Genomic DNA, 20,761 nt, shown 5'->3' with positions numbered 1-20,761 from the left:
GGCGTCGTTACGTGGCCGGCTTCACCTCAACCACATGGCCCATCTTGCGGCCGGGCTTCGGCGCGCCCTTGCCATAGAGATGCACGGTGGCGCCGGGGACGGTGAGCCACTTGCCATAGTCGAGAATGTCGTCGCCGATCAGGTTGATCATCGTGACCTGGCCATGGCGGACGGGCTTGGCGAGTGGCCAGCCAGCGATGGCGCGGATGTGCTGTTCGAACTGCGACACCGAGGCGCCATCGAGCGTCCAGTGGCCGGAATTGTGCACGCGCGGCGCAATTTCGTTCACGACAAGCGTCGCGCCGTCAATGGCGTCCTTCTGGCCCGGCACCACAAACAGTTCGACGGCAAAGACTCCGACATAGCCCAGTGCGGTGCCGATCTTCTCGGCGATCTCGCGTGCCTTTGCGGCAAGCGTGTCGGAGATGCGCGCGGGCGCATAGGAGAATTTCAGGATGTGATCGCGATGCTCGTTTTCGGTGACGTCGAAACATTCGACATGGCCGTCGGCGCCGCGTGCGGCGATGACCGAGACCTCGCGTTCGAACGGCACGAAGGCTTCGAGGATCGCGGAGTTGGTGCCTAGATCCTTCCAGACCTGATCGAGGTCGTCACCCTCGCGGATGATTGCCTGACCCTTGCCGTCATAACCGAAGCGACGCGTCTTGATGACGGCTGGCAGACCGATCTTCTTGACCGCTGCATGAAGCTCGCCAGCATTCGCAACGCCTGCGTAACCGGCTGTGCCGATACCCAGTGACGTTACGAAATCCTTCTCGGCCAGACGATCCTGCGTGGTCTGCAGGATTGTCTGCGCGGGCAGAACCGGGCGCCGCGCGTCGAGGATCATCGCGGTGGCGGCCGGCACGTTCTCGAATTCGTAAGTGATGACGTCGCAATCGCTGGCGAACAGTTCGAGCGCCTCGACATCAGCATATTCAGCGCATGTCGCGTTCTGCACGACATCGAAAGCCGGCGAATCCGGATCCGGTGAAAAAACCTGACAGCGGAGGCCGAGGCGTGCTGCGGACATCGCCAACATGCGACCGAGCTGGCCACCACCGAGAATGCCGATCGTATCGCCGGGCTTGAGAACCTTCGTCACCACAGCGCTCACGCCGCACCTTCCGGCTTTTCAGCCACGGCATCGGTCTGCGCCTTGCGCCAGGCAGCGAGCTTTGTCGCCAGTGCCGTGTCGTGCAGCGCCAGCACGCTCGCCGCGAGCAGTGCCGCATTGATCGCGCCGGGCTTGCCGATCGCCAGCGTGCCGACGGGCACGCCGCCCGGCATCTGGACGATCGAATAGAGCGAGTCGACGCCGGACAGCGCCTTGGATTCCACGGGCACGCCGAACACGGGCAGTTCCGTCAGCGCCGCAGCCATGCCGGGCAAATGCGCAGCGCCGCCGGCGCCGGCAATGATGATCTGGAAGCCCGCTGCCTTGGCGCCCTTGGCGAATGCGACCAGCCGGTCCGGCGTACGGTGGGCCGAGACGATGCGTGCCTCATGGGATACGCCGAGCGCAGTCAGCGTTTCGGCGGCGTGGCGCATGGTTTCCCAGTCCGACTGGCTTCCCATAATAATGGCGACGGGCGCGGTCATTCCGTATTTTCTTTCGCGAATCCAGAAAGATAGGCTGGAAATACAATGTCGTCCCCTTGCGTGGCAAGGAGCGTGGCAAACACGATCTCGTCTTGGTGAAGACTGGCAAGCCTTGTAACAAATCCCATGCAAAAGAAAACCCGAAGGCCTGCCGCAAAGTCGGTCAAACGCTCGATGAAGTCTGCCTTGCGCGGTTCCAGGGCGCTTGTGTCGCTGCCGAAAAGCCGGGTGCTGCCTGACGCCGCGATCGACCAGCTCACTTTCGTCTTGCGCGACATCAACGTGTCAGCCGGCGCCTCCGCAGGTGTCGCGCTGCTGGTTCCTGAGGCCGATGGCGAAGCCGTGTTGGTCCGCGCCGACAAGGCGACGCATGTGCGCAAGACCGCGTGACCTGCGGAAGTGTAGCTAGCCGATCGTCACCGTTGACGTCTTTACAACGCGCTGAGGTCGCTTGGCACTTCGCCAAAGGAGCGGATCACCTGAGCGTCGCCGAATTCGCCGATCATCGGATCGCCGGTACGGCTGAAGGCCAGTGCGCCGATCGAGCCTGGCGCACGGGACAAGAGTTCGGCGCGGCGGATGGCGCCAGATGCGCTCTGACATTCCTCGGCAGCACCGGCTGCCAGCGAACCGGAGTCGTCCTGCAGGAAGGGCAGTGCGACATAATAGGTGATGTCAGCCATGGGCGTGCTCGCGAGTCGATTGATCTCGATAAGTTTGTTCCTATTTTGTTCTTCTGTCAAGCTCGGCGCCCTGTGCGCGACCTTCCCGTGGGGTGTCTTTATCCGCCGAAGCCGGCTCGCGCTGCGACAGTGTCAGGCTGCCCCGTAGGCGTCGTCATCGCGATCGGTTCGCGTCGCCCATCCAGACAAAGACGTTAGTGAAAGATCAACCAACAGGCGTGATGCAAAGAAAGCCGATCCGTTGATCGTCATGCATCGGGCTGCAGTCGTGGCCGCTCGTAAGCCCACAGCCACAGCGTGACGTGTTGTCTCAGGCGATAATGTCCGGGGTGATCTGATCTTCGATGAACGAGATGCGGTCTTTCAGCTGAAGCTTCCTCTTCTTCAACCGTTGCAGCCGCAAAAGATCGGGTGCCGGTGAGTGCTGCAAGGCATCGATAGCGGCGTCGAGGTCGCGATGTTCCTGCTGCAATCGGGCGAGTTCTAACGGGAGTTCGCGATCTTCGTCGTCGTTCATGTTTCTAGCTGACTGGATTCGCAAGTTATTTGCGAGGGATTTCTAGAATCACTATCGCCGGTGCGGGCACACCACGCAAGCCGTCCGGTTCCAGCTTTTTGCGGCGCAAATCAGGCCACGATTCGTTTCAGACGATACCTGAAACTCAACATACACTTTTCAATACCCATCGACAGATGTCCACTGTCATGTAGAATTCATCGTCCAACCGAACGTATCCTGAGGTTCAATCCTACCGAGGAGTTTTCGAATGGCACTACAGGCGCATCTCGTCGAACTGGAACGCAAGCACAAGGTTCTCGAAAGCGAATTGCACGAAGCGCTCGTGCACCTGTCTACCGACGATCTCCGCATCGTCGAACTCAAGCGTCGAAAACTGATGGTCAGGGACGAAATCCAGCGTCTCAAAAATGGCGCCAGCGACACGGTGCATTAATCAACGGCTGCACTGATCAGCGAACGATAAATCACAGTATCGACATCGCCGTTTACGTCATTGCTTTTACGTAGGTGCGATGACCTCTTTCCTTGATCCCGCGACAGGTTTGCGACGAAGCTCCAGTTATTCGGTTGGCCTGGATCGCTTCGCCTGCAACCCTTCGCGTTCAATGTCCCGCCATGTCAGCCACATAGTCCGCGATGGCCAGGGACGATGTCAGCCCCGGTGACTCGATGCCGAACAGGTTGATAAGGCCGGGCACGCCATGGGTCTGGGCACCCTGGATCATGAAGTCCTGCACCGCGACTGCGGGCGGCACGATCTTTGGCCGCATTCCGGAATAGCTTGGCATCAATGCGCCGTCCGGCAGATCCGGCCAGTAGCGCCTGATGGCCGGATAAAACTTCTCGCCGCGTGCCGGATCGACCGTGTAGTCGATGTGATCCACCCACTCGACATCAGGGCCGAAGCGCGCCTGGCCGGCCAGATCGAGCGTCAGATGCACGCCGAGGCCGCCCGGTTCCGGCACGGGATAGATCAGCCGGGAGAACGGTGCTTTTGCATTGCAGCTGAAGTAGCAGCCTTTCGCGAGATAAGCGGGCGGAATCAGATCGAGCGGCATGCCATCGAGCATGCGTGCAATCGCGGTCGCAGACAGGCCTGCAGAATTGATCAGCATGTCGCAGGCAAGTGTCATCGGAGCCTCGCCGCCGACATCCAGTTCGAAACCGTCGGCGGTGACCCGGCCACGTTCCAGCGGCGCGAGAAATGCGAAGGCCGCGCCTGCGGCTTCCGCCTCACCGCGCAACGACAACATGTAGCTGTGGCTGTCGACGATTCCGGTGGAGGGGGACAACAGCGCGGCTTCGCAAGCCAGTGCCGGCTCCAGCGCCCGTGCCTCTGTCCCTGACAAATGCGTGAGGTCAGCAACGCCATTGGCTTCGGCATGCGCTTTGATCGACGCCAGTTTGGCGATCTCCTCCGGACGTGTGGCGACGATCAGTTTCCCGGAGTTGCGATGCGGGATGCCGCGATCCCGGCAATAATCATAGAGAGCCTGTTTGCCAGAGACGCAGAGCCGCGCCATCAGGCTGCCGGCCGGATAATAGATGCCGGCATGGATGACCTCGCTGTTGCGCGACGAGGTCACGGTACCAATCGCATCCGCGGCCTCCAGCACGATGACCTCGCGTCCCGCTTCCGCCAGTCGCCGGGCGATCGCAAGACCCACGACGCCGGCGCCCACCACCACGCATTCAACCTTGTCCATGTCGCGTCCGATAGTTTGCTGTGCCGATCATCCGCGGTTCGACCCTGCGCATGTGGCGCATTAGTAAAACATTAAGCATCACAGCTAATTACCACCAAATTTCGCCGCATTCTGCAGGTGCGACGATACGCATTTACCTGATCCACATACCTGTAACCAAACACTCCCGCTGCGAATACGCGGGTGTGTAATGACTGGCAAGATCGGGCGATCAGACAGCAAGGCGGCAATGTCCGTCATCGCGGTCGCGTGCCTTCTCGGCAGCATTACCGGAGCCCGCGCAGAATCCCCGGCGGTTCATTATATCAGTGAACTCGATCCGCAAATGATCTGGCAGATCCTCATCGGCGGATTTGTCGCGCTGGCATTTCTCGCCGCCATCGTGCTGTGGGTCGCCTCGGCGTTGCGCAACGTGCGTCGCGAGCAGCAGCGTCGCAATGCGTTTGTCGGTTCTGCCCTCAATCATCTCGGCCAAGGCATCGTGATGCTCGACGACCAGAAGCGGGTCGTGTTTTGCAACGATCGCTATCTTGAGATCTACGACCTGACGCGCGCCGACATCACCAAGGACATCACCGGTCCAGGACTGCGTGAGTTGCGCCGCCAGCGTGGCAAGCTCGATCTGAACACCCAGAGCTTCTACGAACAGACTGTTTCCGCCGGCGAGTACATTGCCGAAATGCCCGGTGGGCAATCCGTTCACGTCAAGTTCAGCCGGCTTCCCAATGGCGGCGCCATCGGTATCCACGAGGATTGCACCGAGCAGCGCTTCCTGCAGCGCGAGCTCGCGACCACCAAACAGTTCCTTGAATCTGTCTTGGATCACGTCCCGATCTGTGTTGCGGCCAAGACCATTGACGATGGCCGTTATATCTTCGCCAACCGGGCTTTTGAGACCTTCTCCCGGCTCTCGCGTAATCAGATCGTCGGCAAGCGACCGGATCAGATATTCTCTACAAAGTCTGCGAAGGCGATTGCCGAGGCAGACGCCCTGGCCGTGGAAACACGCAGTCAGTGTCGCAGCGAGTTCAATGTGGAGGTCGGTTCGGACGTCCGCACGCTGGATAGCAATCGTGTGATTGCTTTTAATGAACGCAATGAGCCAGCATTCCTGATTGCACTGTTTGAGGATGTGACCGACCGCAAATCGCTGTCCAAGGAACTGGAGAACGCCAAGAAATTCCTTGAGACTGTACTCGACAACATTCCTGTGTCGCTGATGGTGCAGCAGATCAGCACCGGCCGTTATCTGTTCGCCAATCGCGGCGCAGAAGTCATTTTGGGTCGCAAGCGCGAAGACGCTATCGGTCTGACCGTTCCCGAAATGCTTCGCCCGGAAGAAGCAAAGCTGATCGTCAGCCGGGATCAGGCGGCGATCAGGGGGCGAACACCGATTGCGGAAGAGCACCCGATCAGCACGCGCGATGGATTGCGGCTGTTCCTGACCCGGCGGGTCACTGTGCTCGACGACGCAGGCGAGCCGCAATATCTGATCAAGACTCACGAGGACGTCACCGACCGCCGCCAGACCGAGGCCCGGATGGCGCATATGGCCTATCACGACGGCCTGACCGATCTGCCGAACCGGCCGGCGTTCCTGCAGGCCCTGTCGCAGATGATCGATGCCTGTAGCGAGACCTCCGAGGAATTCGCGGTGCTGTCGATCGATCTCGACGGCCTGAAGGAGGTCAATGATGTCTTCGGCCATGCCATCGGTGACAAGCTGCTGATCGAAGTGTCGCGTCGTATCGATGCGGCCGTAGGCGGTGGCGTTGTGGCGCGGCTCGGCGGTGACGAGTTCGGCGTGATCATCGACGGCGCGCAGCCTGCGGCCGGGCTGTTGATCGCAGAGCGGATCTCCGCGGCCCTTGCGGAGGAATTCCCGATCGAGGGCAAGTCGGTGCGTACAGGCGTCACCACGGGCATCTCGCTCTTCCCGCGCGATGGCAGCGACGCCGCAGCCCTGCTGGCGAATTCCGGTGCCGCGCTGTTCCGCGCCAAGTCGCAGTCGCGCGGTTCGATCAGCATCTTCGAGCCCGGGATGGATCAGCAACTGCGCGATCGCCGCGTGCTGCATCAGGATCTCTCGGCTGCGATCCGCAATGGCGAATTGTCGCTGCACTACCAACCCCAGGCACGCGCCGGCCAGACCGTTGTCGATGCCGATATCACAGGCTTCGAGGCGCTGGCGCGGTGGATTCATCCGACGCGCGGTTTTGTGCCGCCCGGAGACTTCATTCCGCTGGCCGAGGAAAGTGGCCTGATCGTCGAGATGGGCGAGTGGATCCTGCGTCAGGCCTGTCTCGAGGCTGCCTCGTGGCCGGTCCCGCTGCAGATCGCGGTCAACCTGTCGCCCGCGCAGTTCATGCACGGCGATCTCGTCGGCCTCGTACATTCGATCCTGCTCGAAACCGGCCTGCAGCCCGGCCGGCTTGAGCTGGAAATCACTGAGGGCGTGCTGATCGAGGATTTCGATCGCGGCGTCGCGTTGCTGCGGCGGTTGAAGGCGCTCGGTGTGCGCATCTCGATGGACGACTTCGGCTCCGGCTATTCCTCGCTGACCTATCTGCAGGCATTCCCGTTCGACAAGATCAAGATCGACCGCGCTTTCGTGATCAATCTGGGGCTCAATCCGCAGTCCGCCGCCATCGTGCGCGCGGTCATCGGGCTTGGCCATGGCCTCGACGTCGCGATCGTTGCGGAAGGCGTCGAGACCCACGAGCAACTCTGCTTCCTCGCCAGCGAAGGCTGCGACGGCGTACAAGGTTACTTCATCGGGCGTCCTGCTCCGATTGCGCAATATGCTACGCTGGTCGGACGGATTGCCGCGACATCCGTCGCTCGCAAGGCTGGTTGAGCGCCAGACCGTTGCGAAGCGCTGATGCTGTTGAGCCCGCGGCGTTCCGCGGCTAGCTTGCGGTTATGACGAATCTCACTGCGACAGTCGCGGATCCAGCGGCCAGCGATGCGCCGGTCATCGCCTATCCCACGCCCTTGCTGCGGATCGATGGCGTCACCAAGGCATTCGGCGCGCATAGCGCAGTGGACAATCTGTCCTTGGATATCAAGGCCGGCGAATTCTTCGCGCTGCTCGGGCCGAGCGGCTGTGGCAAGACCACGTTACTGCGCATGCTGGCCGGTTTCGAAGCGCCGGACACGGGCAAGATCGAGTTGAACGGCGAGGACATCGCCGCGGTATTGCCGCATCAGCGGCCCGTCAACATGATGTTTCAGAACTACGCGCTGTTTCCGCACCTCAACGTGCGTGACAATATCGGTTTCGGTCTCAAGAGCGCTGGCCTGACGCGTCTCGGCATCGATACGCGGGTCGCCGAGATGGTGGCGCTGGTCAAGCTCCAGGGACTGGAGAAACGCCGGCCGGATCAATTGTCGGGCGGCCAGAAACAACGCGTGGCGCTCGCCCGGGCGCTGGCGCGGCATCCGCAATTGTTGCTGCTCGACGAGCCGCTGGCAGCGCTCGACAAGAAGCTGCGCGAGGAAACCCAGGTCGAGTTGATGGCGCTGCAGCGCCAGCTCGGGACGACCTTCGTGATCGTCACCCACGATCAGGAGGAGGCGATGACCATGGCGGACCGAATTGGCGTCATGCATGGTGGCCGCCTGCAACAGGTAGCGACGCCGCGGCAGCTTTATGAGGCGCCAGCATCGCGCTGGATCGCGGAGTTCGTCGGTGACATCAACATCATCGAAGGCGGGATCACGCACCGTGACGGTCATCGCTTGACCATTGCAGGCCGCGATGTAGGAACCTTGTTTGCGGTCGAGCCGCGCCAACCTGTCGGCGATGCGGTCATCTGCGTTGCGATCCGCCCGGAGAAGATCCGGCTCTCGCGTCGCGGGCCGGCGACGGGCCTCGTCAATAGCGGCGTCATGAACAGCCTCGAGGGTGTCATTTCCGACGTCGGCTATCTCGGCGGTCGCTCGCTCTACAAAGTGAAGCTCGACCGTGGTGCCACATTGCGGGTGGCCCTCGCCAACACGGCGCGGCTCGATGTCGATGCTTATTCGATAGGGGAGCACGTCGCGGCATGGTTTGCTCCCGATGATTGTGTGGTGCTGGTTCAATGAGCGGGCGTCGCATCTTCGCGGCGCCGGCGCGGCGCGCTGCGATCCCGCCTTATGTCTGGATGGTGCTGTTCTTTCTGGTGCCGTTCGGCTTCGTGCTGAAGATCAGCCTGTCACAGACGGTGATTGCGCAGCCGCCTTATCTGCCGGTGTTCGGTCTGTCCGAAGGAATCGCCGGGTTAAAGGCGTCATTTGCCGCCCTGTCGCTGGATAATTTCCGGCTGCTTGTGTCGGACAATCTCTATCTCGCATCCTATTTGCGCAGCGTTCTCGTCGCCGTCGTATCGACCCTGATCCTGCTCGCGGTCGGCTATCCCATCGCCTATGGCATGGCGCGTCTGCCGCGGCGCTGGCAGGGCATCGCAATGATGCTGGTGATTGTGCCGTTCTGGACCTCGTTTCTGATCCGCATCTATGCCTGGATCAACATCCTGCAGCATGACGGCTTGCTCAATAAGGTCCTTCTGGCGCTGCATATCGTATCGACGCCGGTCGTGTGGCTCTCCACCGACAGTGCGATGTATCTGGGCATCGTCTATTCCTATCTGCCTTTCATGATCCTGCCGCTCTATGCCACGCTGGCGAAGCAGGACCCGTCGCTGATCGAAGCCGCCGCCGATCTCGGCGTCTCGCGCATCGACGCATTCTGGCTGGTGACAGTTCCCTTGTCCTGGCGCGGCGTCGGCGCCGGTGCGTTGCTGTGCTTCATCCCGATCATGGGTGAATTCGTCATTCCCGATCTGCTCGCCGGGTCGAATGCGTTGATGATCGGCCAGACGCTGTGGCTCGAATTCTTCACCAACAAGGATTGGCCGGTCGCCTCTGCCACGGCCATCGTGTTGCTCGGACTGCTGTTGGTCCCGTTGCTGGTCTATGACCGGCTGCAGCGCCGGCATTTGGAGGCGCGCTGATGGCCGTGCATCCGCTCCGCCTGTCGCGCTTTAACATCACATCCCTGATGCTCGGTCTGGCGTTTCTCTATCTGCCGATCGTCATTCTGGTCATCTATTCGTTCAACGCCTCGCGGCTGGTAACGGTGTGGGGCGGCTGGTCGACGCGCTGGTACACCGAATTGTTCAACGACCGCGCGATGCTGGATGCGGCCTGGATGAGTCTTCGCGTGGGAGTCGTGTCAGCAACGCTGGCGACGCTGCTTGGCACATTGGCAGCTATTGCATTGACGCGTGGCGCAGGATTTCGCGGCCGGACGATGATGTCCGGGATGCTCTATGCACCGCTGGTGATGCCCGAGGTGATCACCGGCCTGTCGCTGCTGCTGTTGTTCGTTGCGCTGGATGCCGGGCGCGGCCTTGTCACGGTGACGATCGCCCACACCACGCTCACTATGTGCTTCGTCACCGTCGTGGTGCAATCTCGCCTCGCCGGGATTGATCGCAGCCTCGAGGAAGCGGCGATGGATCTCGGCCGCGATCCGCTCCGTGCCTTCCTGGCTGTGACCTTGCCGCTGATCTGGCCGGCCATTGCCGCCGGCTGGATGCTGGCCTTCACGCTGTCGCTCGACGATCTCGTGATTGCCAGCTTCACGACAGGCCCGGGCTCGGCGACGCTACCTATCCGGATCTATTCGGAGGTGCGCCTCGGCGTGAAACCGGAGATCAATGCCATCTGCACGCTGATCGTCGGCTTCATCGCCGTGGTCATCGTGATGGCGTCGTTGGCGTCGAAACTGTCAAGCACGCGCGGCGAAAGCGCCGCGCCGCTATAAGGATCGACCCTAGTTCGCTTTTGCCGCGTCGGGTGGGGCTGCTGCCGCAGGCGTATCGGCCTGCTTGTCCGCATTCGCATCCGGCGCTGGCTGCTTCGGTCCGCCCGTAAAGCGCTCGATGACCGAACGTACCGCGTCGCGCGTCTTGCGATCCTTCACGGCATCCAGCAAGGGTGCTGCTCCCGGCGAGCGGCGGATCAGGCTTTCCGGATCGGGAAAAATCAACGGATCGTCCCATGGGCCCTGGATCACGAAGGGCAGTTCGAAGCCACCGGTGCCGCTGGCGGGAGCGGTAAGGCTGGCAACGCCCTTGAAATCATATTCACGCGAGGGCACCGACGCGGTACCGGTCAGCGTCAGTTTCGCAGCGGGACCATCGATACGGATATCCTGTGCGGTGGCGATGCCGTCGTTGAATTTCACGGACATGTTGAGGGTGTTGAACGGCGTCGAACCCGAGCGGAAATTGCCGGCGCCGGACAGCGGACGTCGCTCCAGCCGCTTCAGCAACTGTTCGACGTTGAAGCCACTGATGGCGCCGTCATGACCGGTCAGGGTCGCAGTGCCGTCGAGTGATTGCGCCAGACCGAAGGGCGATGAGCCCGAGGCCTCCAGCATCATGCTGAGATTGCCGCGGCCGGTAAGTTTGTTGACGCCGAACAGATCGCTGGCACAGGCCTGCAAGTCGACATCGCTGAACTGGAACTGGGCCTTCACATCGGCCACGGCGTCGGAATGGGCGATGTTGAACGAACCGCGGACGATGCCGCCATACATCTGCGCTTCACCCACCGACAGCGCCAGCGTGCCGCCGCGCAGATTGGCGCCGAGCGCGGTGCGGCCGAGCACGGAGGAACCCACTGTGACCTTGGCGGCCGACAGGCGCATATCGAGATCGGTGGTGGACAGGGCGTTTAAATCGAACAACTGCCGATTCCAGTCACGCGCGCCGGAGGCCAGAAGTCGCACCGTCGAAACATAGGGCGTGAAATCGAGCGCGCCGGCAGCCAGCGTCGCCTGCAGCGTCTGGCGGCCGGTGTTGCTGTAGGTCATGACGCCCTCGGCACTGTTGCCGTCGAGTTCGACATTGACGTTGGTGAGTGCAATCGATGGGCCCACCAGGCTGGCACGCGCCTTCAGGGCAAAGCGGCCGAAACCGCCGGAGCCGGGCGGTGCCTGGCCGACCCAGCGCAGCGCATTGCGCAAAGAGAGACTGTCAGCGGTCAGCGTGCCTTCCATGACCAGGCTGGCGCGGTTGGCAACAGTACCGTCAAAGGCGAGCTTGATCGGCGCACCCGCGATGCGGGCCTTCAGGCCGGAGCGTTCGCCGGACAGCGCCGCAATGAAGTCGCTGATGCTGAGGCTGCCGTCGATGCGCTCGCCGCGCCAGTCGAATTGGCCGGTTGCCGCGAATGAGCGTGAGATCGATGGCCAGGCCAGCGAGAGGTCGATGTCGCCGAGACGCTCGGTGTTATGCGGATCCTGATAATGCAGGACGCCGTCCTGGATCCGGATTTCGGAGAACGACAGCGGTTGCTCCGCGCCCGGTTTCATGGTGCGGGCGATGGACTCGATGAATGGTGTCCAGTTGCTGTCGCCGGAGGCCTCGCGGATCACCCGGATGCGCGGACGCAGCATCATCATGTCGGCGATCTCAAAGCGCTGCAGCAGCAGCGGCAACAGCCGCAGATTAGCGGTCAGCACATCGACCGTCAAAGCGGGATCGATGGACCCGCCGCCTTTCAGGCCGACATCGTGAAACGAGACATAGCTGCCTGGAAAGACGGATACATCCACGGCGCCATTGACGACGAAGTCCAGCCCGGTCACGGCGCGGATCTGTGCCTCCACGGCATGGCGCAGCGCGTCGCGGTTGAGCAACCACGACATGGCGAACAGCCCGATCAGCGCGACGCCCAGGAGCGCCACAATCGGCATCCCCAGGCGTCTTATTCCTTGGGCACTCGTCAATGAACTATCCGGGTTGGTGGTGGTCACATACAGTGGGCGGCATCCGTGTGCGCCCACGTCCAAGACCCTCAATTTGAAGGGTTTTCTTGACGCTTTCAAGGCCATAGGAGGGGTGACGGCGTCGCAGTCCCCCGCGATTGACCTGCCGCGGAGTTTCCGCCTAATAATCCAAGACATAGCCGCCCGCGCCCGCGGGGTTTTCAGCGCATTCCCTTCATCAGGTCGATTTCCCATGAACAAGGTCTACCCCGACGCCAAATCGGCACTCGACGGCATTCTCAAGGACGGCATGATGATCATGTCCGGCGGCTTTGGCCTCTGCGGCATTGCCGAGGACCTTTCGGACGCCCTGCGCGATTCGGGGGTCAAGGATCTGACCGTGGTGTCCAACAATGCCGGCGTCGACGGCATTGGCCTCAGCCGCCTGCTGGAAACCCGCCAGATCAGGAAGATGATCTCGTCCTATGTCGGCGAGAACAAGCTGTTCGCCCAGCAGTATCTGGCCGGCGAACTGGAACTCGAATTCTCCCCGCAGGGCACCCTGGCCGAGCGTATCCGCGCCGGCGGCGCCGGCATCCCCGGCTTCTACACCAAGACTGGCGTTGGCACGCTGATCTCCGAAGGCAAGCCGACCATGGAATTCAATGGCGAAACCTACATGCTGGAGCGTGGACTGTTCGCTGACATTGCCATCGTGCACGCCTGGAAGGGCGATACCGCCGGCAATCTCGTCTATCGCAAGACCGCCCGGAACTTTAACCCGATGATGGCGACCGCCGCCAAGATCACCATTGCCGAAGTCGAGCATCTGGTGCCGGCCGGCGAGATCGATCCGGATCACATTCATACGCCGGGCATTTTCGTGAAGCGCATTGTCGAGGTTGGTACCGGCAAGAAGCGGATCGAAAAAGTCACCTCGCGTCAGCGTCCCGCGTAACCGCTAAAAGCAAAAACAGGAGAGAACGATGGCCTGGACCCGTGATCAAATGGCAGCGCGCGCGGCTAAAGAACTGCGCGACGGATATTACGTAAACCTCGGCATCGGCATTCCGACGCTGGTGTCGAACTACATTCCCGAAGGTGTCGACGTTCAGCTGCAGAGCGAGAACGGCATGCTCGGCATGGGTCCGTTCCCTTATGAGGGCGAGGAAGATCCGGACCTGATCAATGCCGGCAAGCAGACGGTCACCGAACTGCCGACCACCAGCTATTTCTCGTCGGCCGATTCCTTCGGCATGGTCCGCGGCGGCCATATCGACCTGTCGATCCTCGGCGCCATGCAGGTGGCCCAGAATGGCGACCTCGCCAACTGGATGATCCCCGGCAAGATGGTGAAGGGCATGGGCGGTGCGATGGACCTCGTCGCCGGCGTGAAGCGCGTCGTCGTCGTGATGGAGCATTCGGCCAAGGACGGCGCCAAGTTGCTGAAGACCTGCAACCTGCCGCTGACCGGCGAGCGTGTCGTCGACATGGTCGTCACCGACTTGGCCGTCTTCACCATCGACAAGACCGGCAATAGCGGCATGGCCCTGATCGAACTCGCCGACGGCGTGACGCTCGATGAGGTCAAGGAAAAGACGGAAGCTGAATTCCGGGTCGCGCTGACCAATACCTGAACGATTGCGCGCTCCGAACGTTGACATGGTGCCCGGCCTTGTGCCGGGCATTCGTGTTAGTATCTGCCTTCATCTCTTTAGTGAGTATGATCTTTCGGAAAGCCGGTTTCCACTTCCCCGGATCATGCTCTAGGAAGCCGACATGCGCGCCAGTCTCGAAGACCGTTTCTTCCTGCTTCTGATCGTCGTGGTCACGCTGGCCTTCGGCTGGATCATGAGCTCGTTCTACAGCGCGATCCTGTGGGGCGTCGTCATCGCGATCATGTTCGCGCCGATGCATGGGCGGCTGGAGCGCCGGATGCCGAACCATCCAAACTCGGCGGCCTTGCTCACCGTGGGATTGATCGTGCTGATCGTGATCCTGCCGCTGACATTGGTTGGCGCATCGCTGGCACAGGAAGCGGCCGTCGTGGTCGGCAAGATGAAGTCGGGCCAGTTCAACCTGGCGACCTTCATCCAGCAGATTTTGGACGGGCTGCCGCAATGGGCCAAGGGCCTGCTCGAGCGCTTTGGCGTCGCCAATCTCGGTGGCATGCAGGAGAAACTGACCGAAGGTCTTGTAAAGGGGAGTCAGTATTTCGCGTCACAGGCCCTCAATATCGGTCAGAGCACTTTCGATTTCATCATCAATCTCGGCATCATGCTCTACCTGCTGTTCTTCCTGTTCAAGGATGGCGAGGCGTTGTCGCAGCGTGTGAAGAATGCCATTCCGCTGCGGCCGGAGCTGCGTGACGATCTGATGGAGAAGTTCACGGTGGTGATCCGCGCCACGGTGAAGGGCGGCATTCTGGTGGCGCTGGCACAGGGTGCGCTCGGTGGGCTGATCTTCTGGATCCTTGGCATCAATGCCGCATTGCTGTGGGCCGTGTTGATGGCGTTCCTGTCGCTGTTGCCGGCGGTGGGTGCCGGTCTGGTCTGGATGCCGGTCGCGCTTTATCTGCTGGCAACAGGCTCCGTCGTTCAGGGCGTGATCCTGATCGCCTATGGATTCCTCGTCATCGGTCTGGTCGATAACATCCTGCGTCCGATGCTGGTCGGCAAGGACACCAAGCTGCCCGACTATCTGGTGCTGATCGCGACCCTCGGGGGCATCGATGCGCTGGGCCTCAATGGCTTTGTTGTCGGTCCCGTGATCGCTGCAATGTTCGTCGCGGCCTGGGCGATCTTCGCGGAGTCGCGAAAGAGCGGTCAGGTCTCAGCCGTCTAGCTGGCCCTAGACTGGTCCGCTGGGCACGTCGGCGAAGCGCGTCAGCCACACAACGGGACCGATGCTCGCAGCGACGATCAGCAGTGCGGCGAGAGCGCCCTCTTCGAAACTGCCGCGACTGGCATATTGATAGATCGATGTCGCGAGTGTCTCCACATTCAACGGTCGCAGCAGCAGCGTTGCCGGGAGCTCCTTCAGGCAGTCGACAAAGACCACGATGGCGGCGCCAAGCAATGCCGGGCGCAATAGCGGCAGTTGAATCACGCGCAGTGTGGTGATTGCGGGTGCGCCGGCGGCACGGGCGCTGTCGTCGTAATCGACGGGGATGTGTTCGAATCCGGCTTTGATGAATCCGGTCGGCACCGCCAGGAACCGGATCACATAGGCGGTCACCACGGCGGCGCCGGAGCCGATCATGACAAGCCCGGGCGATGCGAGACCGAGCCATCCGGCGAGCATGCTGAATCCATTGTCGACGAACAGGACCGGCGTCAGCAGACCCAGCGCCAGCACCGTTCCGGGCAGCGCATAGCCGGTCTGGGCGATAGAGAGCGACAGGTTGGTCAGCCGCGAGGCACGCCAGCGCTGAGCGACGATCACGACAAGCCCGAGAAGCAGCGCGGCTCCCGTGGCAATTGCGGCCAATGCAATGGTGTGGCCTGCATCGCGCCACACCGTCGTGTCCATCGATAGCAGACCGCGGCGCAGGCTCTCGCGCAGCAGATAGAGCAAGGGCACAGCGAAGCCGAGCAGGGCAGGGAGGAGACAGGCGGTGAAAGCAAGCCATCCGCGTACGCCCGTCAAAGGCGTGCGCGGTGCCAGTCTTGGGTTCTCCGAAGAGAATTCCACGCTGCCTGCGCGGCGGCCGAAGCGCTCGATGGCGATCAGCACCCCGACGATGGCGAGCATGAACAATGATAGCTGCGCAGCACCTGCAAGGCTGCCGCGATTGAGCCAGGTCGTGAAAACCGAGACGGTGAGCGTGCGAATGCCCAGATATTCGCTGGCGCCGATATCGTTCAGCGTTTCCAGCGATACCAGCGCGAGGCCCACAGCGAGGGCGGGGCGCGCCATCGGTAGCGAGACACGGCGGAACGTCGTCCAGCGATCCGCACCGAGTATCTTCGCGGCTTCAGCAAAATCGGCGCTGCGATGCTGGAACATCGCACGGGCAGAGAGATAGACGTAAGGATACAACACGATGCCGATCACGAAGATGGCGCCGTGCAACGACCGCAGGCTCGGCAGCCATCCGATCGCACCGGGCAACGACAGTGTCGTTGCCAATGCGCGATGGACGAGGCCCAGGGGCTCGAACAGGTCCACATAGACGTAAGCGGCGAGATAGGTCGGAATCGCGAGCGGCAGCGGCAAGAGCCAGAGCATCAGCGCGCGGCCGGGGAAATCATGCGCCGAGACGAGCCATGCGGTGCCGGCACCGACCATGAGCGTGACGATACCGACGCCGATCAGGAGGGCTGCGGTGTCGCGCAACGCTTGCGGCAACACATAGGCGATCAGATGCTGCCAAAGCTCAGGCTCCGGCTGCAGCGCGAGTAGCGCAATGCTGATGACAGGCGCAGCCACAAGCAGCGCGGTGGCAATTGCGACGAGAATCGCGAGCGCTTCAGTGCGGGAAGGCCTCACGGGCGTGCATGCTCGCGTGGGTACGCTCCGCATGTCATTCCCGCGAAGGCGGGGATCCATACCCCCAGGAGAAGTAAGTCAGAAATTGCCGTAGCCACAGCGTCCTACCGAAAGTTCGGTGCGTATGGGTCTCTGCCCCGTGTGCGTTGCAGGCACACGGGGCGGGGACAACATACTGATAGGCTGTGTATCATCGCAGCCTACGGAGCAATAGCCGGGCTCAATTATCAAACCCGACCTTGTCCACCAGCGTCGACGCGGCCTTGCGGTTGGCGGCAATCTTGGAGATGGGCATCGGATCGGCATTGAGCTTGCCGTAGCCGGCGATCGTCGGGTTCACGGCGATGCCGGCGCGCACGGGATATTCATAATTGGCGTCGGCATAGACCTGCTGGGCATGCTCGCCGGCGAGCCATTCGATCAGCTTCATGGCATTGGCCTTGTTCGGCGCATGTTTGGCCAGCAGCACGCCGGACAGGTTCACATGGGTGCCGCCGCCTTCGAAGGTCGGCAGGATCACCCTGGTGGCCTCGGCCCATGGCTTCTTGTCGGGATCGGCATTCATCATCAGCGCCCAGTAATAGGTGTTGCCGATGCCGAGATCGCATTTGCCGGCCGCGACGTCGCGGGCGGTTTCGCGGTCGCCGCCGGATGGCTTCTGCGCCAGATTGGCCTTCACGCCGCGCAGCCATTCTTCGGCCTTGGCCTCGCCGTGCTTGGCGACATAGGCGGCGAACAGGCCGTTATTGTAGATGTGCTGGCCGGAGCGGATGCAGATCTTGCCCTTCCACTTCGGATCGGCCAGTTCCTCATAGGTGATGGCGTCCTGCTTGACGCGATCCTTCGACGCATAGATCACGCGGGCGCGCATCGAGATGCCGGCCCAGTGGCCGTCGGGATCGCGATATTGCGCCGGCACGATCTTCTCGATCACCTCGGATTTCATCGGCTGTGTCACGCCTGCCTGCACGGCTTCATCGATACGGCCGATATCCACCGTGAGCAGGACGTCCGCCGGGCTGTTGGCGCCTTCGGCTTTCATGCGCTGCTCGAGGCCTGAGCTCGCCGAGATTACATTGACCTTCACGCCGGTGTCCTTGGTGAAAGCCTCGAAGATCGGCTGCACGAGCTTGGTCTCGCGATAGGTATAGACATTGACCTCTTCGGCAGCCTGCAGCGCAGAAACACCAAGGGCGGCGAAGACGAGGGCGGTGGCAAGGGCGTGATTCTTGATCATGAAATGGCTCCGGCAAGGGGGCGATGGCAATGGCAGATGAGTAGCGTAGCGGGCGCTCGAATGTCAGTGACGGAACGTCGCGTGGACGAAGGTTAGATTGATTCCAATCCGAACAAGCGGGCCGCAGATAAGCAACGGCTTACCTGCGGCCCCAAATGCCTAGTCTCAGAAGTTGGCAGTTGCCGACAGTCTGAATACGCGCGGCGAGCCAGGCGTGATGTTGTTGTTGCCGTCAGCCGTGGCGAAATAGCCGCGATCGAACAGGTTCTCGATGTTTAGCTGTGCGCGCCAATGCTCGTTGAAGCGGTAGTAGACCGCCATGTCGACGCGGGTCCATTCCGGCAGAAGCACGGTGTTGTCGGATGACGCATAGAAATTGGTGTAGTGGATCACACCGACGGCTGCGGCCCATTGCGGGGTGAACTGGTACTTGTTCCACAGCGAGAAGGTATTGAGTGGCACGAGGCCAACGCGGTTGCCCGGCAGCACTGTCGTCGAGTTCGCACCTGTGATCTGGGCATCGGTATAGGCATAGCCACCCGTCACCTGCCACGCATCGGTGATGTAACCGGCCAAGGACGCTTCGAAACCGCGCGTCTTGGTCGCGCCGCTGGTGATGAAGAAGCCTGCATTGTTGGGGTCGGCCAGACGCTGGTTGGTCCGGTTCAGGTCGTAGACCGCAGTGGCGAATTGCAGGCGCGGATGAATATCCCACTTCAATCCGACTTCGTTGTTCACGAATTTCTCAGGCTCCGCGATCACGAGGCCCGGTGAAAGCGTGCTGAACTGGTCACCCGAGCTCGGCAAGTAAGAGACTGCATAGCTGTAATAGACCGAGACGTTGTCGACCGGCTTCACGATCACACCGGCACGGGGTGACACGAGGTCGTCGGTGCGGGTCTGGATTGCGCCAGTGCGGCGATCGCGTGATGACAGATCGAAGTGATCAAAGCGCAGGCCGCCGATCAGCTGAAGATATCGCGTGATCTCGACCTGATCCTGAACATAGAGGGCGCCGAGATTCAGATTGTAGGTGTTGTTGGCGTCTGTCGCGGTGTTCCGGAAGGCGACCGGAGCAGAACTTGTCGGGCTCCGGGGATCCACAGGTAGGCTGGTCTGCGTCGTGTCGCCGTTGAAATAGCCGCTCTTCCGGAAAGCAAGGCCGCTCTGATTGCCGACTTCGCCGCCGAACATGACGGTGTGGCGGACCGGGCCGGTATTCACGCGGTAGGTGAAGTCCGTCTGGTTAAACAGATTCTGGCGATCGGTCTCGTTATTATAGGCGCTGAGATTGACGGAGGTGCCCGCGAGATTCACCGCGCCGCCCGGATAGACGTTTTGATAGAATTTCCGGTAGTCCGCGAATTGCGACGCGTTCTTCACGGTCAGCCCGTTCTCGAAATCATGCTCGATCACGGCATTGGCGATGTTGACGTCGGCAACTGCGTAATTCGCATTTGGATTGCCAAAAAAGGTCGAGGAGGCGGTGTTGTAGGCGAATTGCGGTAGCGCTCCGCCCGGACGGAGCTGCGAGGGAATGCCGCGATCGACCGTGCGGTTGTCGTGCAGATATTCGTAGCTCAGCTTGACCTTTGTAGTGTCGTTCGGTGCAAAGGTTACTGTCGGATTGAAGCCGTAACGTTCGAGATTGACGAAGTCGCGATAGCTATCGGTGTTCTCGTAGAAGGCGTTGAAGCGAACTGCGAGGTCCTGGGTCACGGCCTGGCCGATGTCGACCGAGGTGCGGCCGCCTGGATACGAGCTGCCTCCGACCGTCACTTCGCGGATCGTGGTGCCGTCGGCTTCCTTGAGGACGCGGTTGACGACACCGCCACCACCGCCGCGGCCGAAGATCATCGCATTCGGTCCCTTCAGGACCTCAAGGCGTTGAAGGTTATAGAAGTCGCGGAAATACTGAACGTCGTCGCGGAGGCCGTTGGTGTAGAAATCGGCATTGCTGCGCTGACCGCGGATCACCAGGTCGTCGCGATGTGACTCGCCCTGATGATAGATGACGCCGGGGACATAACGGACGGCCTCGCCGATCGATGTGAAAGCCTGATCCTTGATGAAATCCTTGGTCAGCACCGATACCGACTGCGGCACATTGATGAGCGGTGTGTTGGTCTTGGTACCGCTCGAGATGCTTTGCGTGATGTAGCCGACCTGACCGGTGCGGGCGTCCTGATTGTTAACGACCGGCGGCTGGCGAACCGGCTGCGGCGTAACGGGGCGCGTCCGGGCGACGCGGCCGGATGCGGCGCGCTGCGGCTTGGCACGGCGGACGCGGGGTGCGCTGGGAGCGTCGACCTGCACCGGTGGCAATGTCGATGCGCCGGAATTTGCATTCTGCGCAATCGCCGGCTCTGCGATGCAAAATCCCGTCGCGATCATGGCTGCCGCGCTCGTCGAAATCAGAAAAGCCTTGCGCGCCGCCGTGCCGCGCCCCCCGATAGAAGTCCTGGAAGTCATTACTGCCCCTGAAATATTCTCCGCTCATGCAAATGCCGGCGGTCCTTGTGCTTCCCCGGAAACACTTGGACACATCTGCAATTCGGAGTATTAGGCGCGAATTAGATGGCGTTTAGAATAAATCGAACTTCGAGGGATATGCCCAGGGTGTGTGATCTGCGCACCAATGGGCGTCGATATAATTTGTAATCGTTCTAAACGAGGTGCGGCGGCTGGCCTGCGCCAGATCATTAGCCTCCGGGCAAGCGCTGCAGTCGCCGACACCTGGGATAGGGGAATATCGAGATG

Annotated in this window: 18 protein-coding genes; 8 read left to right on the top strand and 10 right to left on the bottom strand. The window is 61.4% G+C overall.

The features are described 5' to 3' along the window. Window positions 1-7: 7 nt before the first annotated feature. The 5 genes from AB8A27_RS20680 to AB8A27_RS20660 form a co-directional block, all read right to left on the bottom strand. The gene (locus tag AB8A27_RS20680) at window positions 8-1,105 is read right to left on the bottom strand and encodes a 5-(carboxyamino)imidazole ribonucleotide synthase (RefSeq protein WP_441243530.1); all 1,098 of its coding nucleotides are present in this window, start codon (window positions 1,103-1,105) and stop codon (window positions 8-10) included. A gap of 8 nt (window positions 1,106-1,113) precedes the next feature. Continuing rightward, complete coding sequence (gene purE, locus AB8A27_RS20675) at window positions 1,114-1,602, bottom strand: 5-(carboxyamino)imidazole ribonucleotide mutase (protein ID WP_068728790.1); 489 nt, start codon at window positions 1,600-1,602, stop codon at window positions 1,114-1,116. Then, complete coding sequence (locus tag AB8A27_RS20670; protein ID WP_441243529.1) at window positions 1,599-1,880, bottom strand: hypothetical protein; 282 nt, start codon at window positions 1,878-1,880, stop codon at window positions 1,599-1,601. Before AB8A27_RS20670 ends, purE begins: the two co-directional genes overlap by 4 nt. Window positions 1,881-2,033: 153 nt before the next feature. After that, the gene (locus AB8A27_RS20665) at window positions 2,034-2,285 is read right to left on the bottom strand and encodes a hypothetical protein (RefSeq protein WP_441243528.1); all 252 of its coding nucleotides are present in this window, start codon (window positions 2,283-2,285) and stop codon (window positions 2,034-2,036) included. A gap of 310 nt (window positions 2,286-2,595) precedes the next feature. After that, window positions 2,596-2,802, bottom strand: a complete 207-nt coding sequence (locus tag AB8A27_RS20660; RefSeq protein WP_068728782.1) for a YdcH family protein — start codon at window positions 2,800-2,802, stop codon at window positions 2,596-2,598. 250 nt (window positions 2,803-3,052) lie between these two features. Here AB8A27_RS20660 and AB8A27_RS20655 point away from each other — a divergent pair, with 250 nt between their 5' ends. Then, complete coding sequence (locus AB8A27_RS20655; protein ID WP_092145731.1) at window positions 3,053-3,238, top strand: YdcH family protein; 186 nt, start codon at window positions 3,053-3,055, stop codon at window positions 3,236-3,238. 169 nt (window positions 3,239-3,407) lie between these two features. Here the strand turns inward: AB8A27_RS20655 and AB8A27_RS20650 are convergent, their stop codons facing one another. Continuing rightward, complete coding sequence (locus AB8A27_RS20650) at window positions 3,408-4,511, bottom strand: NAD(P)/FAD-dependent oxidoreductase (protein WP_441243527.1); 1,104 nt, start codon at window positions 4,509-4,511, stop codon at window positions 3,408-3,410. 190 nt (window positions 4,512-4,701) lie between these two features. On the opposite strand from AB8A27_RS20650, the gene AB8A27_RS20645 reads away from it, so the two are divergent. The 4 genes from AB8A27_RS20645 (at window position 4,702) to AB8A27_RS20630 (ending at window position 10,323) form a co-directional block, all read left to right on the top strand. Beyond that, a complete protein-coding gene (locus tag AB8A27_RS20645) occupies window positions 4,702-7,368 on the top strand; it encodes a sensor domain-containing protein (protein WP_441243526.1) in 2,667 nt (888 codons plus the stop codon). A gap of 65 nt (window positions 7,369-7,433) precedes the next feature. Beyond that, window positions 7,434-8,600: an ABC transporter ATP-binding protein gene (locus tag AB8A27_RS20640; protein ID WP_441243525.1), complete on the top strand. Its 1,167-nt coding sequence runs from the start codon at window positions 7,434-7,436 to the stop codon at window positions 8,598-8,600. Then, window positions 8,597-9,508: an ABC transporter permease gene (locus AB8A27_RS20635; RefSeq protein WP_441243524.1), complete on the top strand. Its 912-nt coding sequence runs from the start codon at window positions 8,597-8,599 to the stop codon at window positions 9,506-9,508. The genes AB8A27_RS20640 and AB8A27_RS20635 overlap by 4 nt, the downstream gene beginning before the upstream one ends. After that, complete coding sequence (locus AB8A27_RS20630) at window positions 9,508-10,323, top strand: ABC transporter permease (protein ID WP_441243523.1); 816 nt, start codon at window positions 9,508-9,510, stop codon at window positions 10,321-10,323. Before AB8A27_RS20635 ends, AB8A27_RS20630 begins: the two co-directional genes overlap by 1 nt. Window positions 10,324-10,332: 9 nt before the next feature. Here AB8A27_RS20630 and AB8A27_RS20625 read toward each other — a convergent pair whose 3' ends face one another. Beyond that, a complete protein-coding gene (locus AB8A27_RS20625; protein WP_441243522.1) occupies window positions 10,333-12,261 on the bottom strand; it encodes an AsmA family protein in 1,929 nt (642 codons plus the stop codon). 265 nt (window positions 12,262-12,526) lie between these two features. Between AB8A27_RS20625 and AB8A27_RS20620 the strand changes: the two genes are divergently transcribed. From AB8A27_RS20620 to AB8A27_RS20610, 3 genes are all read left to right on the top strand, one after another. Further along, window positions 12,527-13,231: a CoA transferase subunit A gene (locus AB8A27_RS20620; protein WP_092145720.1), complete on the top strand. Its 705-nt coding sequence runs from the start codon at window positions 12,527-12,529 to the stop codon at window positions 13,229-13,231. A 28-nt stretch (window positions 13,232-13,259) separates the two neighbouring features. Then, window positions 13,260-13,910, top strand: a complete 651-nt coding sequence (locus AB8A27_RS20615; protein WP_441243521.1) for a 3-oxoacid CoA-transferase subunit B — start codon at window positions 13,260-13,262, stop codon at window positions 13,908-13,910. 142 nt (window positions 13,911-14,052) lie between these two features. Next, complete coding sequence (locus AB8A27_RS20610; RefSeq protein WP_092145716.1) at window positions 14,053-15,117, top strand: AI-2E family transporter; 1,065 nt, start codon at window positions 14,053-14,055, stop codon at window positions 15,115-15,117. Window positions 15,118-15,123: 6 nt separating this feature from the next. Here the strand turns inward: AB8A27_RS20610 and AB8A27_RS20605 are convergent, their stop codons facing one another. The 3 genes from AB8A27_RS20605 to AB8A27_RS20595 all read right to left on the bottom strand — a co-directional run bounded on the left by AB8A27_RS20605 (window position 15,124) and on the right by AB8A27_RS20595 (window position 20,473). Then, window positions 15,124-16,797: an ABC transporter permease gene (locus AB8A27_RS20605; RefSeq protein WP_441243520.1), complete on the bottom strand. Its 1,674-nt coding sequence runs from the start codon at window positions 16,795-16,797 to the stop codon at window positions 15,124-15,126. A 187-nt stretch (window positions 16,798-16,984) separates the two neighbouring features. Then, complete coding sequence (locus AB8A27_RS20600; protein ID WP_441243519.1) at window positions 16,985-18,001, bottom strand: Fe(3+) ABC transporter substrate-binding protein; 1,017 nt, start codon at window positions 17,999-18,001, stop codon at window positions 16,985-16,987. A 165-nt stretch (window positions 18,002-18,166) separates the two neighbouring features. Continuing rightward, window positions 18,167-20,473, bottom strand: coding sequence for a TonB-dependent receptor (locus AB8A27_RS20595; protein WP_441243518.1), 2,307 nt, complete (start codon window positions 20,471-20,473; stop codon window positions 18,167-18,169). Window positions 20,474-20,761 lie beyond the last annotated feature (288 nt).

The organism is Tardiphaga sp. 768_D3_N2_1, from assembly GCF_052076105.1.
In the GTDB taxonomy this organism is placed as follows: domain Bacteria; phylum Pseudomonadota; class Alphaproteobacteria; order Rhizobiales; family Xanthobacteraceae; genus Tardiphaga.
The sequence above is the reverse complement of the archived record's forward strand: the minus strand, read 5'-3'. Positions and strand labels throughout refer to the sequence as shown.

Excerpts from the sequence above, each read along its gene's own strand:
- purE (WP_068728790.1), bottom strand. The coding sequence starts at position 1,602 with ATGACCGCGCCCGTCGCCATTATTATGGGAAGCCAGTCGGACTGGGAA.
- AB8A27_RS20670 (WP_441243529.1), bottom strand. The coding sequence starts at position 1,880 with ATGTCGCGCAAGACGAAAGTGAGCTGGTCGATCGCGGCGTCAGGCAGC.
- AB8A27_RS20665 (WP_441243528.1), bottom strand. The coding sequence starts at position 2,285 with ATGGCTGACATCACCTATTATGTCGCACTGCCCTTCCTGCAGGACGAC.
- AB8A27_RS20660 (WP_068728782.1), bottom strand. The coding sequence starts at position 2,802 with ATGAACGACGACGAAGATCGCGAACTCCCGTTAGAACTCGCCCGATTG.
- AB8A27_RS20655 (WP_092145731.1), top strand. The coding sequence starts at position 3,053 with ATGGCACTACAGGCGCATCTCGTCGAACTGGAACGCAAGCACAAGGTT.
- AB8A27_RS20650 (WP_441243527.1), bottom strand. The coding sequence starts at position 4,511 with ATGGACAAGGTTGAATGCGTGGTGGTGGGCGCCGGCGTCGTGGGTCTT.
- AB8A27_RS20645 (WP_441243526.1), top strand. The coding sequence starts at position 4,702 with ATGACTGGCAAGATCGGGCGATCAGACAGCAAGGCGGCAATGTCCGTC.
- AB8A27_RS20640 (WP_441243525.1), top strand. The coding sequence starts at position 7,434 with ATGACGAATCTCACTGCGACAGTCGCGGATCCAGCGGCCAGCGATGCG.
- AB8A27_RS20635 (WP_441243524.1), top strand. The coding sequence starts at position 8,597 with ATGAGCGGGCGTCGCATCTTCGCGGCGCCGGCGCGGCGCGCTGCGATC.
- AB8A27_RS20630 (WP_441243523.1), top strand. The coding sequence starts at position 9,508 with ATGGCCGTGCATCCGCTCCGCCTGTCGCGCTTTAACATCACATCCCTG.
- AB8A27_RS20625 (WP_441243522.1), bottom strand. The coding sequence starts at position 12,261 with ATGCCGATTGTGGCGCTCCTGGGCGTCGCGCTGATCGGGCTGTTCGCC.
- AB8A27_RS20620 (WP_092145720.1), top strand. The coding sequence starts at position 12,527 with ATGAACAAGGTCTACCCCGACGCCAAATCGGCACTCGACGGCATTCTC.
- AB8A27_RS20615 (WP_441243521.1), top strand. The coding sequence starts at position 13,260 with ATGGCCTGGACCCGTGATCAAATGGCAGCGCGCGCGGCTAAAGAACTG.
- AB8A27_RS20610 (WP_092145716.1), top strand. The coding sequence starts at position 14,053 with ATGCGCGCCAGTCTCGAAGACCGTTTCTTCCTGCTTCTGATCGTCGTG.
- AB8A27_RS20605 (WP_441243520.1), bottom strand. The coding sequence starts at position 16,797 with ATGCGGAGCGTACCCACGCGAGCATGCACGCCCGTGAGGCCTTCCCGC.
- AB8A27_RS20600 (WP_441243519.1), bottom strand. The coding sequence starts at position 18,001 with ATGATCAAGAATCACGCCCTTGCCACCGCCCTCGTCTTCGCCGCCCTT.
- AB8A27_RS20595 (WP_441243518.1), bottom strand. The coding sequence starts at position 20,473 with ATGACTTCCAGGACTTCTATCGGGGGGCGCGGCACGGCGGCGCGCAAG.